Source organism: Segatella copri (genome assembly GCF_026015625.1).
Lineage (GTDB): Bacteria > Bacteroidota > Bacteroidia > Bacteroidales > Bacteroidaceae > Prevotella > Prevotella copri_H.
Genome location: NZ_JAPDVG010000001.1, coordinates 949,778 through 962,475, shown reverse-complemented (window position 1 = coordinate 962,475; position 12,698 = coordinate 949,778). Strand labels below are relative to the sequence as shown.

12 protein-coding genes are annotated in these 12,698 nt (G+C 44.7%); 4 read left to right on the top strand and 8 right to left on the bottom strand.

What is annotated here, in order from left to right; all coding sequences use genetic code 11:
* The first annotated feature begins 8 nt into the window (after positions 1 to 8).
* Positions 9 to 395, top strand: a complete 387-nt coding sequence (locus ONT19_RS04160) for a hypothetical protein (protein ID WP_254971053.1) — start codon at positions 9 to 11, stop codon at positions 393 to 395.
* Between the two features lie 65 nt (positions 396 to 460).
* Here the strand turns inward: ONT19_RS04160 and ONT19_RS04155 are convergent, their stop codons facing one another.
* The 4 genes from ONT19_RS04155 to ONT19_RS04140 all read right to left on the bottom strand — a co-directional run bounded on the left by ONT19_RS04155 (position 461) and on the right by ONT19_RS04140 (position 5,528).
* Entirely contained in the window at positions 461 to 985 is a 525-nt protein-coding gene (locus ONT19_RS04155) for an RNA polymerase sigma factor (protein ID WP_153093056.1), read from the bottom strand.
* 205 nt (positions 986 to 1,190) lie between these two features.
* Positions 1,191 to 3,248, bottom strand: coding sequence for a molecular chaperone HtpG (gene htpG, locus ONT19_RS04150; RefSeq protein ID WP_022120204.1), 2,058 nt, complete (start codon positions 3,246 to 3,248; stop codon positions 1,191 to 1,193).
* A gap of 203 nt (positions 3,249 to 3,451) precedes the next feature.
* Complete coding sequence (locus ONT19_RS04145; RefSeq protein WP_119238171.1) at positions 3,452 to 4,666, bottom strand: L-serine ammonia-lyase; 1,215 nt, start codon at positions 4,664 to 4,666, stop codon at positions 3,452 to 3,454.
* A gap of 85 nt (positions 4,667 to 4,751) precedes the next feature.
* The gene (locus ONT19_RS04140; protein WP_264952217.1) at positions 4,752 to 5,528 is read right to left on the bottom strand and encodes a peptidylprolyl isomerase; all 777 of its coding nucleotides are present in this window, start codon (positions 5,526 to 5,528) and stop codon (positions 4,752 to 4,754) included.
* 148 nt (positions 5,529 to 5,676) lie between these two features.
* Between ONT19_RS04140 and ONT19_RS04135 the strand changes: the two genes are divergently transcribed.
* The gene (locus ONT19_RS04135; RefSeq protein WP_264952218.1) at positions 5,677 to 6,576 is read left to right on the top strand and encodes a hypothetical protein; all 900 of its coding nucleotides are present in this window, start codon (positions 5,677 to 5,679) and stop codon (positions 6,574 to 6,576) included.
* Positions 6,577 to 6,767: 191 nt separating this feature from the next.
* On the opposite strand, the gene ONT19_RS04130 is transcribed toward ONT19_RS04135, so the two are convergent.
* From ONT19_RS04130 to ONT19_RS04115, 4 genes are all read right to left on the bottom strand, one after another.
* Entirely contained in the window at positions 6,768 to 7,877 is a 1,110-nt protein-coding gene (locus ONT19_RS04130; protein ID WP_022120200.1) for a UDP-N-acetyl glucosamine 2-epimerase, read from the bottom strand.
* A gap of 116 nt (positions 7,878 to 7,993) precedes the next feature.
* The gene (locus tag ONT19_RS04125; protein ID WP_117694779.1) at positions 7,994 to 8,944 is read right to left on the bottom strand and encodes an SPFH domain-containing protein; all 951 of its coding nucleotides are present in this window, start codon (positions 8,942 to 8,944) and stop codon (positions 7,994 to 7,996) included.
* Between the two features lie 47 nt (positions 8,945 to 8,991).
* Positions 8,992 to 9,441, bottom strand: coding sequence for an NfeD family protein (locus ONT19_RS04120; protein WP_217314627.1), 450 nt, complete (start codon positions 9,439 to 9,441; stop codon positions 8,992 to 8,994).
* A 32-nt stretch (positions 9,442 to 9,473) separates the two neighbouring features.
* On the bottom strand, positions 9,474 to 10,355 hold the full coding sequence (locus ONT19_RS04115; protein ID WP_117694783.1) for a M48 family metallopeptidase: 882 nt from the start codon (positions 10,353 to 10,355) through the stop codon (positions 9,474 to 9,476).
* 309 nt (positions 10,356 to 10,664) lie between these two features.
* Between ONT19_RS04115 and ONT19_RS04110 the strand changes: the two genes are divergently transcribed.
* Together ONT19_RS04110 and ONT19_RS04105 are read left to right on the top strand one after the other, a co-directional pair.
* Positions 10,665 to 11,969 (top strand): CobW family GTP-binding protein, encoded by a 1,305-nt coding sequence (locus ONT19_RS04110; protein WP_264952219.1) that lies wholly within the window; start codon positions 10,665 to 10,667, stop codon positions 11,967 to 11,969.
* A 173-nt stretch (positions 11,970 to 12,142) separates the two neighbouring features.
* Complete coding sequence (locus ONT19_RS04105) at positions 12,143 to 12,673, top strand: GNAT family N-acetyltransferase (RefSeq protein WP_117694785.1); 531 nt, start codon at positions 12,143 to 12,145, stop codon at positions 12,671 to 12,673.
* The last annotated feature ends 25 nt before the right edge of the window (positions 12,674 to 12,698 follow it).

The window sequence follows — 12,698 nt, the reverse complement described above, 5'->3', positions numbered from 1 at the left end:
AGATGTCTATGATAAAGAAAATGATGTTTGTCATGGTTTCAGGACTTGTGCTGATGTTCACCTCGTGTGGCGATCAGCACAAGGCTCAATCTCTGGTCAAGGATTTTCTTAATGAAAACCTCGTTGATCAGGACTGCAGCTATGAGCGTTTCTCCCGCCTCACTCCTACCGCCATGATCAGTTTCGGCCAGATGAAGGAGATGCGACAAAATGTCAGCAAACTGCCTTACGTCAAGAAGAATATTGATTATAATGATGCAGCTTATCCTGACACCTTATTATATTTAAGGGCTACATACAAGCTGACCAACCATCAGGGCGAGAAGCAGGAAGTAACCCAAACCTTTTATCTTGATAAAGGTTTGACAAGAGTAATCGGGTTTAAGGAAAACTAAAAAAACAGTTTAGAATTGCCTTTCAGCAAGGCAGTAAGAATAAACAGAAAGAGTTGACTAGCATTTTAACTAGCCAACTCTTTTTTCATATAATCTCTTATTTCTTTTCTAGCCAGAGTCAGACGGTTCTCAGCCGCTTTATATCCGAGGTTCAGACTTTGGGCAATCTCGCTCACCTGCATTCCTTCGAAAAGGTTCAGGCGGTAAACCTTGCTTCTCTTCTCCGTGAGCCGGGCAATGCCACGCTCCAGAATCTCGTTGATCTGCTGGGCAGAGAAAACAGATTCGCCATCAACATCATATCTTCCCATCCAGTCGGTAGCTCCCAGAAAGTGTTCATACTCCTCAATCTTATGCTTGCGACGGTAATAATCGATAATCAGATTCTTGGCAATGGTGTATACAAAACAAGGTAAAGTAACAGGCGTAATCATCTTATCGCCTCGAAGTAATCGCACAAAAGTATTCTGCACGATGTCTTCAGCCTCGTCTGCCGGAAGCGAACGGGACATGACATACAACTTCAACTCGTTGTAGTGTTCAGAGTAATAATCAGCAATAATGCTGTAATTTGAATTTGTTTGTTCCATGATGGCGATTTTTTTAATCATGTTTTTCGTTTATCGATATTGCAAAGGTAATAAAAAAAAGGAAAGCCACCAAAGGAAAGCGAAAAAAAAATGTGCTAAATGTTCGTTTTGAAACATTTAGCACATATGATAGAAACAATTTGTAACATGAAATGTTACGCATCGCAAAGTTTTATTTCTTAATTCAAACCCTTTACAGGTTGGATTACTTGATCATGTCAACGCTTCTCTTGAGGAATGCGTCGAGCGAAGCACCCTTCAACATACCATTCTGAAGCAGGGCGAGGTCGATGAGCTGGTGAACAATGTTGTTGTTCTTAGCATAACCCGAGATGATTTCGTTGCGCTTAGCCTTCTCATCGCTGATGGCCTTCTCTGTGTTGTGAACATCATCCTTCTCCTGCTGGGTAATCTCTTCAGGCTTCTTCTTGTTCTGCTCCTGATGGAGTACGGCAAGGCGAGCTTCCTGACCCTTGATTTCTGCAAGGATTGGCTTCAATGTTTCAGCAGTGTTGGCCTCAGCATCTTCCAATACCTTCTTTACCAGAGCATGGTCTGAGTTCAGTACGATGTTGTAGCTGTCTGGCATCTGACCGTAGAAGTTCATGCCTGCCTGGAACTGGCTCATCGCCTTCATACGGCGCATGTACTCGTTCTGAGTGATGAGCACTGGCTGGTTCTGTTCGCCCAAAGCCTGAATCTCAACAAAGAATTCTGTCTTGTCAAGTTGAGGCATCTGAGAGCGGAATACTTCTGTCAAGTTGTCAGACTGCTCTTTGCTCAAATCGGTCTTCTTAGCATCTTCCTTTACGATGAGGCGGTCGATGATGTCGGCGTCAACACGTGTAAAGCGGCTCTTCTCCAACTTCTGCTCCAGCATGTTTACCATCGGCGTATCGAGCTGACCTTCCATCAGGAGTACAGAATAGCCCTTCTGCTTGGCAGCTTCGATGTAAGAATACTGCTCTTCCTTATTGTTGGCATAGAGATAAACCAGGTTGCCGTCCTTATCGGTCTGGTTGTCCTTAATCAGCGTCTTGTACTCCTCGAAAGTAAAGTACTTGCCCTCAACATCTTTCAGAAGTGCAAAGTCCTTTGCGCGCTCGTAGAAATCTTCCTGAGAGAGCATTCCGTAGTTGATGAAAATCTTGAGATCATCCCATTTCTCTTCAAACTCCTTGCGGTTCTCCTTGAAGATAGAGTTCAAACGATCGGCTACCTTCTTGGTGATGTAGGTAGAAATTTTCTTCACGTTGCTGTCGCTCTGCAGGTAGCTGCGGCTAACGTTCAGCGGAATGTCCGGTGAATCGATTACACCATGAAGCAATGTGAGGAATTCTGGTACAATGCCTTCTACCTGGTCGGTTACGAACACCTGGTTGCAATAGAGCTGAATCTTGTTGCGCTGCATGTCGATGCTGCTCTTGATGCGTGGGAAGTAGAGAATACCCGTGAGATTGAATGGGAAGTCTACATTCAGATGAATCCAGAACAACGGGTCGTCCTGCATTGGATAAAGGGTGTGATAGAACTTCTTGTAGTCCTCATCCTTCAAGGTGCTAGGAGTCTTGGTCCAGAGAGGCTCCACATTATTAATAATGTTATCCTCATCTGTCTCCACATTCTTGCCGTCCTTCCACTCGGTCTTCTTGCCGAAGGCTACAGGCACTGCCATAAACTTGCAGTACTTGTTCAGAAGCTCCTCAATCTTGCTCTTCTGCAGGAATTCCTTGCAATCATCAGCAATATGGAGGATGATGTCTGAACCACGCTCAGCCTTGTCAGCATCTTCGATTTCGAAAGCAGGTGAACCATCGCAGCTCCACTTTACTGCCTTGCTTCCCTCTTTGTAGCTCTTAGTGATGATTTCTACCTTGCTGGCTACCATGAAAGAAGAATAGAAGCCGAGACCGAAGTGGCCGATGATGGCGTTGGCATTCTCCTTATACTTGTCGAGGAAGTCGGTTACGCCAGAGAATGCAATCTGGTTGATATATTTATCGATTTCCTCCTCAGTCATACCTATACCATGGTCGCTGATAGTCAGGGTTCCAGCCTTCTCATCGAGAGAGACACGAACGGTTGTGTCGCCTATCTCGCCCTTGAAATCGCCCTGAGCTGCAAGAGTCTTCAACTTCTGTGTAGCATCTACGGCGTTTGAAACCATCTCACGGAGGAAGATGTCGTGATCTGAATATAAGAATTTCTTGATGACAGGGAAAATGTTCTCTGTCGTTACACCAATATTACCTTTCTGTGCCATAATATAAAATGTTTTTATTCGTATTTACTATTTAATATTTGGCAAGGGGGCTTACAAATAGCGTGCCAAAATATAAGAAAGGTCTGAAAGCCCCATACACATCACGCCCTGCAAGGGCAAAGCTTCGTTGCATCAAGGTATAATCAAAGCTTTTTACTCTTACAGGGCGTGTAGAGTTCACTTTCGGAAACTGAATCTCATGGTTAAATGTCTCTTGGGAATCCCTTTGCCAAACCGCCTTCGCTTGTTTCCTTGTAAAGCGAAGGTAGGTCATGACCCGTCTGTCGCATTACTTCAACAACACGGTCGAAAGATACGGTATGATGGCCATCTGAGAAGGAAGCGTAGAGGTCTGCATCCAAAGCTCGGGCGGCAGCAAAGGCATTTCGCTCGATGCAAGGAATCTGAACCAGTCCGCAAACTGGGTCGCAGGTCATTCCAAGATGATGCTCCAATCCCATTTCGGCAGCATATTCTACCTGAGCCGGACTGCCTCCGAAAAGCTGACAGGCTGCAGCCGAAGCCATGGCGCAGGCAACACCTACCTCGCCCTGGCAACCTACATCAGCACCGCTGATAGAAGCATTCTGCTTTACGATGTTGCCCACCAATCCGGCTGTAGCCAAGGCTCTCAAGATGCGCTGTTCACTCATATCATGAGAAGTAAACATGTGGTAGAGTACAGCTGGCAATACACCACAGGCGCCACAGGTAGGAGCTGTAACGATTGTGCCACCCGAAGCATTCTCTTCGCTCACAGCCAGCGCATAAGCATAAACCAAGCCGCGGCTCTGCAGGGAAGCACGGTAACCCTTCGCCTTTATATAATAGGTGGCAGCCTTACGCTGTAGCTTCAGCGGACCAGGCAAAACACCTTCATGATCCAAACCATTTCTGATGCTCTGCTTCATCGTTTGCCAAACCATGTCGAGATAATCCCAGATATCTTCCGATTCGCATTTCTCAACATACTCCCAGAATGAGCGTCCGTTATCATAGCACCATTGCTTGATGTCGGCGAGCTTGTTCAGATCATAAACATCCTTGGCGCCCAGCTCTTCGTTGCCGGCAGTACCATCTGATATGGCTCCACCACCAATACTGTAAACGGTCCATTCATCAATAACATCGCCGTTCAGATCCTTGCCCACAAATTTCATTCCGTTGGGATGATAAGGCAGGAAAGTCTGTGGCTGCCAGATAATATTCACAGTTTTATGAGGTCTGAGCACTTCTTCTATTGCCACATCAGTCATGTGCCCTTTACCTGTAGCAGCCAGACTTCCATAGAGGGTTACTTCATAATAAGAAGCGTTAGGGCAACGCTCCAGAAAAAGTTTGGCAGCACGCTGAGGCCCCATCGTATGACTGCTCGATGGTCCCTTACCTATTCTATATAATTCCTTTAATGACTTCATTTTTCTCGTAATTAATATTTTTACTTATCGATTTTTCCCTTTTAATGGGCTCAGTTACTTATTTCTTCAGTTTACCATCCGAAAGTTACTTCATCTGCTTGGCTTTCAGGATGATGACATCCGTGAGAGGCCTGTCGTTGTTTGCCTTATCGGTAGCCACATTCTGAATCTTATCAACCACATCCATGCCTTCAAGCACCTCTCCGAACACGGTGTAGCCGTTGTCAAGGTGAGGAACACCACCATGCTTGATGTAGCCCTTCTGCAACTGTTCTGAAGGAATGGCGTAATACTTGCCTTCCCGTTTCAGTTTTTCTACATAATATTCCATCTGCCGTGGAGAAAAATTTCTGCCCCAGGTGATGTAGAAATCAGTAGGCGCCGAAGCTTTGGTTGGATTTTCATCATCTCCTTCGCGAGCAGCACAGAGCTGTCCGCGCTTATGATAATATTTAGGATAGATGATTTCTGCCGGAACCGTATAGTTTACATCAAACTTCTGCGGCTTTTCCATGTTCACCTTTCTGCATGAATAATCGCCACCCTGAATCATGAAATTCTTGATGACACGCTGAAAGATGCAACCGTCATAATAGCCCGAATTGACAAGTTTCAGGAAATTATCCCGATGCTTGGGAGTATCGTTGTAGAGAGCCACGAGAATGTTGCCCATCGATGTTTCCAGCAACACCTGAGGGCAAGTTGGATCGTGCGGTGTTTCCCAGTCGAGCAGAGAATCGGGCTTAGACGCCACAACTTTTCCGGCTGGTTCTGATGTGTTCTGATTGCCTTCACTCTGAGCGAATGTCGTAACAGGCACCGTAAGAAGAGCGAGTGTCAATAATCTGATGATCTTCTTCATATTTTTGTATAATTTTACATCTATTTATGTTATCGGATGCAAAGATAATGATTTTATTCTAAAAAAATAATTTTTTATGCGGGAAAAGTTACTTTGTTTCATACATTCTTCATATCTTTGCAGCAGAAGACAGAAAATGCAATCAATTATGAAGAAAAAAACATATATTATCATCGCTTTTTGCACTTTCCTCACTACAGAAACAAGTGCACAGCAACAGGTAAGCTTCGGACCATTGCACAGTCCGGACAGTCCGCGCGAAGAATGGTTGCTGCCTGGCGATACGGTTTACCAGGCAGGAAAACCTATGATTTATCAGGGAAAACCGGTGAAGAATGCATATATGACTCCTGCCAGACTATCAGATAAAAGAGAAACTCTCGGCAAAAACGGATTGCTGGGTGATACTTTGCTAGACAGCACCTATTATAATAATCCCATCTCCAACCTTACCAACAGCTTGAGTTATCCGTTGGGCTATGGCTGGGGGCTGCACAAGGGATTGAATCTCTCGGTAGACCTTTCTGCCTTTGCCACATTCGGCAAGAATGTGCCTCACAGAGGCGGTTTCACCCAGACCATCGATGCAACCTACCTAACGCCACTCACCAAAGACAACAAACTCTGGTTGGCTCTGGGCACTTATATCAACAACGTAAACTATGGTGGAGACAGTTATCATGACGGTGGAGTCTACGGCATTCTGGGCTACCAGTTTAATGAGCATTGGGAGGCTTACGTTTACGGTCAGCTTAGTGTAGCCAACAATTACAATTCTCTCTACGGCCGTTATGGCGATGGTCCCTACGGTTATTCGCCTTGGGGCTACGGAATGTATCCTTGGGGTATGGGAAGAGGAATCATGCCGGGTGGTTACGGAATGGGAGTACCTGGCGCCAACGTTTTAGGAGCCGGTGTAAGATACACTAATTCCAAAAAGACTTTCTCTATCGGTTTAAACGTAGAAGGAGTATGGTATGATAATAAGACGCCGTCCTATTTCAAGCAATACGACTATCCTGTGCCAAAAGCGCCTGAAAAAGATTAAGGAAAAGGATGGTTTTAAGTTAAGAAAAAGATAAAAGATAGCTTTGGCTTAAGAAAAAGACAAAGCATAAAAAGAAAGAGGTTCACTATTCAATATAACGATATTGAAGTGAACCTCTAAGTTTATTCTGAAAAGAATCAGTTTACATAGCATCATCTCTCTCCATGAGATTATACCTATGAGTTTAGATTCTATTCAGCGAGAATCTGGACTATTCTTTCTGCTGAGCGGCCATCCCATCTGTCAGGAATGCCCGCTTTCTTCCATTCACCCTTCAGAAGTTTCTGCATAGATTGCTTCAGTAACTCCGGATCTTCAGCAACCAGTTCGTTTGTACCCACCTTTACAGTTTCAATATGCTCAGTATAGCTGTTGAGCGTAATGCAAGGAACCCCATTGAAGGTAGCTTCTTCAGCCACATTACCCGAATCGGTAATCACACCTTTGGCGTGAGCTGTTAGATAAGCAAACGACAGATAATCGAGCGGCTGAACCACCTGGATTCCACTCTGATGATTACTCTCTTCCTGATAAGCCTTGAATGCGAGCACGAAGCCCAAGGCTTTGCCTCGAAGCGGAGCAATCACCTTCACTCCAGCCTGGCGCGCCTCTTCATCTATGACAGAAATGAGCGATTTCATCTCATCAATGTTATTGACGATGGCCTTGCGGTTCAGGGTCAAAACCATATATTCGCCTTCTTTCAGATGAAACTCGTCCATGACTTCAGGACGCTGCATTTTAGACTGAAGGAAGCGGATGTTGTCGATAAGCACATTTCCTACCATATAAACCTTAGACAATTCTGCACCTTCCTTGTTGGCGATGCTGTTGTTTGAAATGCCAGCGGTAAAGAGAATATCTGACAAGCCATCAATCACCAGACGGTTGATTTCCTTTGGCATGGTAATGTCAAAACTGCGGGTTCCGGCTGCAATATGAGCAAGCTGCACACCCTGCTTCTTGGTGACAATTGCCACAGCCATGGTTGAAGCCAGATCATCAACCACAATGACAACATCTGTAGCATTCTGCTGCAGATAGCGCTCAAACTGACCCATCACCTGTCCGGTAAGTTCGTTCATGTTTGGACAGTCTACGCCGAGATAAGCATCCGGTTTCTGAATGCCTAAGTCATCGAAAAGAGAAGATTCCAAAGTCGGATCATCCTCTTTTCCTGTGTAAACCAACTGATAGCTGATTTCGTTACCAGCTTCCTGAGCATTACGAATTGCTCTAATTACGGGCGCAACCTTGATAAAGTTAGGTCTTGCACCTGCAACGATACAGATTTTCTTCATTTTTATCCTGTTTTATATTTTTACTTACTGAAGTTACAGTTTACTGATATTCAGAGTGCTTTATTTTTTTGAGCCAATCTTGAGCCTAAGGGCATTATCCATTGACTCAGAGGTCTTTATCCCTTGAAAAGATCTTTGATTCCTCCGATAGAACCCAAGAGATTGGTTGCCTCGTATGGCAGATAAACCACCTTATTATCCTTACCCTGTGCTACTTCCTGCATCATGCTGATGTATTTCTGGGCCAGGAGATAGTTGGCTGGATTCGTACTCTGTCCTACAGCTTCCGTAATCTTCTGAATGGCAATAGCCTCGGCCTCAGCCTTACGGATGCGGGCAGTAGCCTCACCTTCTGCATTCAGGATAGCCTGCTGTTTGGCAGCCTCAGCCTTGTTCACGATGGCAGCCTTCTCACCTTCTGAGAGCAGGCGCTGCTTTTCCTTCTCACCTTCAGAAGTCAGGATAGTAGCACGCTTGTTGCGTTCAGCCTGCATCTGCTTTTCCATCGCCTGGAGCACACTCTCAGGAGGTGTAATATCCTGCAATTCTACTCGGTTTACCTTGATTCCCCACTTATTGGTTGCATCATCCAAAACTGCACGGAGTTTGGTGTTAATTGTATCGCGGGAGGTAAGAGTCTGGTCAAGTTCCATCTCACCTATTATATTACGCAAGGTGGTTTGCGTCAGTTTCTCTATGGCGTTTGGCAGATTGTTGATTTCATACACACTCTTGAATGGGTCCACAATCTGGAAATAGAGCAACGCATTTATCTGCATCTGGATATTATCCTTAGTGATTACGTTCTGACGGTCGAAGTCATAAACCTGTTCACGAAGGTCGATGCTGTTTGTATAAACGTATCTTCCGTTTCTCATAGACACAATATCCTTGGCATGGTCAATGAAAGGAATGATGACATTAATACCCGGCTTGAGCGTGGCAAAATATCGTCCGAGACGCTCTATGATTTTCGTCTCACTTTGAGGGATGATGACGATGGTTTTCTTAACCACTACGAGTGCAAGTGCTACTAGAGCCACCAGCACATAAATTCCTATGTTCATGATGTTTATACGATTAAGTGAATAATGTTGATTCAAAATTTTCCTACTTAAACTTTTTCTACCTTGAGGATGATAGATTCGTGACCTAAGATTCGAACCTTATCGCCTACAGCAAGCGGTTCGGCAAGATGCGGAGCTTCCGCTTTCCAATCATCTCCATCCAGTTTCACTCTACCATATCCTCCGGCAGGAATCATCTCGGTCACTTCCCCTATCTGTCCTGCCAGCGCATCGGCATTACTGCGGCGGTCTTCCCCACCCTTGTGTAGCGATTTCAGCAGATGCGGACGAACCAGCCAGATGCTAAGCATAGAGCAGATAGCCCAAACCACTACCTGCACCCAGAAAGGTGCTCCTACTAATGCCACAGGAATGCTGATAAGCGCCCCAATGGCAAAACAAGTAACATAGAAATCGCCCGAAGACAACTCTAAGATGAGGCAGATGAACATCACCGATGTCCATATCAGCCAAAGGTTATGAGATAAATACTCCATACTTAACTGTTTTAGTTTGATTCTTCTAATCCTTATCTCCTGCGGGTTGTAGTCTTCTTTCTGGTTGTAGAAGTCTTGCTCGTAGAACCTACCTTAAAAGTTGTCTGAGGTTTATAATACTTCAGTGCGGTAGGCATTTCCTTCTGCAAGGCAGCAATACGCTTGGCGTCTGAAGGGTGATCACTGAAAATATCACTCTGATTGCTGCTTGAGCCCTGCGACATTCTCTTCCAGAAAGGAATGGCCTGCTGAGGATCGTAACCAGCCATGGCAGCGAAGATAAGCCCCATGTAATCTGCCTCGGTTTCATTATCACGTGAATACTTCAGATTGCGGAATGAGAAATACTGTCCGGCAACTGCACTTGCCACATTACCTACACCATTACCTACTGTCTGGTTCAATACAGTTCCCAGGATGCTTGTACCGGTTTGCTGATTCTGCTGTTTGGTGAGCTGCTCAGCACTATGTTTAGCCACAGCATGAGCTATTTCGTGACCCAAAACGATTGCCAAACCGGTTTCATTCTGAGTATAAGGCAAAAGTCCTTCATAAACCACGATTTTACCGCCAGGCATACAGAATGCATTGGCAGACTTATCTTGTACCAGGTTGAATTCCCATGAATAATTCTTCACGTCGGCTTCAAATCCATTCTGCTTCAAATAGAGTTCAACAGCATTGGCAAGTCTTTTTCCTACCCGCTGAACCATCGCCGTATTGGCTGCATTGGTCGACTTCTTGGCAGAAGCCATGTACTTTGTGTATTCCTGATTAGACAGACTGAGAACCTGCTCATCGGATACAGAGATGCGATGAGTGCGACCGGTCAGAGGCACCGTCTGAGTAGTGCCGCAAGATGACAGCGCAAGGACTGCCACAACTGTCAGAACTAAAACCTTAAACTTTTTCATCTTAACTTATGTATATTAAACATGTTTATTCATTAAGTTAATGTGCTGTTTGAAACACATTTTCTCTGCAAATATACTATTTCTAGTTGAAACCACCAAAGAAAAATGAGAAAAACATGAAATATAACCTAAAAATAACACAAGATAACTGACAAAAAGGGGTGTACAAAAAAAAGATGGCAAAAAAATAAGGTGTGGCACAATCTTTGCAGTTTCGCAAAACCGTCAGACTGCCAGATGACAGCTGCCCGAGAAAGCAGCATTATCAGCAGACTGGGTTTAAGAAGTATAACATTAAAATATTTTAATATGAACACAAAGAAGGAAGTGCCTGTATTGCTCTTGACAGGCTACCTGGGTAGTGGAAAGACAACCCTTCTCAACAAGATTTTAGCTAACGAAAAAGGTATTAAGTTTGCCGTCATCGTCAACGATATTGGTGAAGTCAATATTGATGCAGCCCTAATAGAAAAAGGTGGCGTAGTAGGTCAGAAAGATGATTCGCTCGTTTCTCTCCAGAATGGTTGCATCTGCTGCACATTGAAGATGGACCTGGTAGAACAGCTCAAGGAAATTGTAGACATGAAGCGTTTCGATTACATTGTCATCGAGGCTTCCGGAATCTGCGAGCCTGCTCCTATAGCACAGACCATCTGCTCTATCCCATCCCTCGGTCCTCAGTACATCGAGAATGGTATTCTGCGTCTTGACAGCATCGTTACCGTAGTAGATGCTTTGCGCATGAAGGATGAATTCTCCAACGGCAGCGACCTGATGAAGAAGAATATGGATGAGGAAGATCTAGCTTCGCTCGTCATCCAGCAGATTGAGTTCTGCAACATCATTCTTCTGAACAAGGCTGCAGAGGTTGAACCTAAGGAACTGGAGCACCTGAAGCAGATTATCCGCGCCATCCAGCCTAAGGCAGAAATCTTTGAATGCAACTATGGTGACGTTGACTTGAATCTGATTGTCAACACCAAGAAGTTTGATTGGGAAACCGTATCCACTTCAGCCGGTTGGATTCAGGAGATTGAATCAGAAAGAAACGAAGAGCATGAAGAAGATGATGAAGAAGAAGCACATGAACATCATCACCATCATGGCGAGGAAGACGAACATGAGCATCATCATCATGACCACGATGAGCATGACCACGACCACGACCACGATGAGCATGAGCATCATCACCATCATCATCACCACGATCATGACCATGATCATGAAGGCGGAGAAGTTGAGGAATACGGAATCGGTACATTTGTCTACTACCGCCGCAAACCTTTCGACCTGGGCCTCTTCGATGATTTCGTAGCAAGAAAATGGCCTAGAGACGTGGTTCGCGCCAAGGGAATCTGCTATTTCGATGATGAGCGCGACATGTGCTACGTGTTCGAACAGGCTGGCAAGCAGAAGACTGTAAAGCAGGCTGGCCAATGGTTGGCTACCATGCCGAAAGACGAACTCGCCCAGGTCTTGATGAATAACCCTCAGCTGCAGAAGGAATGGGATCAGGAATTGGGCGACCGCATGATAAAAATCGTATTCATCGGTCAGCATATCAAGGAACAGAAAGATGCTATCATTGCTGAGCTCGACAAGTGTTTGGCGTAGAATCTTATTCACCCGGCTTCCTAGCAAAAAGCAAAGGAAAAATAGCTCAAAATGAGCAGAAAACAAGAAAAACGGAGGAAAACGAACAAAAAAGTGAAGTTTTTCCTCCGTTTTTTAGTTTAATTCGTTTTTTTTTGTTAATTTTGCACCCGAATAATAAAAGCGTAATTAATATGAAGACAAACTTCAGACAGGCGTATATTAAGGACTTTGCTGCTTGCTGGAAAGTCATCGACCAGGCTCGCCAAAGTATGATAGAATCGGGACGTCACCAATGGACTGAGGAATATCCATCAGAAAAAGACATCAGAAAAGACATAGAAAATGGCAACGCCTTCGTTCTGACAGTAAACGAAGAGGTGGTTGTCTATGGAGCAGTCATATTGAATGGTGAACCCAAATATAAGAAATTAGTAGGCAACTGGATTACCGATGGCGATTATTATGTAATACATCGCTTTGCCACGTTGCCTAGTTTCCAGCGTGAAGGTTTGGCGCGTATTTTCATCAGTAAGGTGAACAGCATGTGCGAGGTAGAAAAAATACCTAGCATCAAGGTTGACACCAACTTTGACAATACGCCGATGATTAACCTTCTGTCTTCGATGGGTTTCTGCATCTGCGGACGTGTAAACTATGGAGGAAACAGAGGTCAGCGTTTCGCCTTTGAAAAACTCTCCATAGCCATGGAACCTGCAGAATAATTTCTGGCCATCGAAAAACACAACA

Excerpts from the sequence above, each read along its gene's own strand:
- ONT19_RS04120 (WP_217314627.1), bottom strand. The coding sequence starts at position 9,441 with ATGGAGTATTTATCTCATAACCTTTGGCTGATATGGACATCGGTGATG.
- htpG (WP_022120204.1), bottom strand. The coding sequence starts at position 3,248 with ATGGCACAGAAAGGTAATATTGGTGTAACGACAGAGAACATTTTCCCT.
- ONT19_RS04110 (WP_264952219.1), top strand. The coding sequence starts at position 10,665 with ATGAACACAAAGAAGGAAGTGCCTGTATTGCTCTTGACAGGCTACCTG.
- ONT19_RS04115 (WP_117694783.1), bottom strand. The coding sequence starts at position 10,355 with ATGAAAAAGTTTAAGGTTTTAGTTCTGACAGTTGTGGCAGTCCTTGCG.
- ONT19_RS04105 (WP_117694785.1), top strand. The coding sequence starts at position 12,143 with ATGAAGACAAACTTCAGACAGGCGTATATTAAGGACTTTGCTGCTTGC.
- ONT19_RS04155 (WP_153093056.1), bottom strand. The coding sequence starts at position 985 with ATGGAACAAACAAATTCAAATTACAGCATTATTGCTGATTATTACTCT.
- ONT19_RS04135 (WP_264952218.1), top strand. The coding sequence starts at position 5,677 with ATGAAGAAAAAAACATATATTATCATCGCTTTTTGCACTTTCCTCACT.
- ONT19_RS04160 (WP_254971053.1), top strand. The coding sequence starts at position 9 with ATGATAAAGAAAATGATGTTTGTCATGGTTTCAGGACTTGTGCTGATG.
- ONT19_RS04130 (WP_022120200.1), bottom strand. The coding sequence starts at position 7,877 with ATGAAGAAAATCTGTATCGTTGCAGGTGCAAGACCTAACTTTATCAAG.
- ONT19_RS04125 (WP_117694779.1), bottom strand. The coding sequence starts at position 8,944 with ATGAACATAGGAATTTATGTGCTGGTGGCTCTAGTAGCACTTGCACTC.
- ONT19_RS04140 (WP_264952217.1), bottom strand. The coding sequence starts at position 5,528 with ATGAAGAAGATCATCAGATTATTGACACTCGCTCTTCTTACGGTGCCT.
- ONT19_RS04145 (WP_119238171.1), bottom strand. The coding sequence starts at position 4,666 with ATGAAGTCATTAAAGGAATTATATAGAATAGGTAAGGGACCATCGAGC.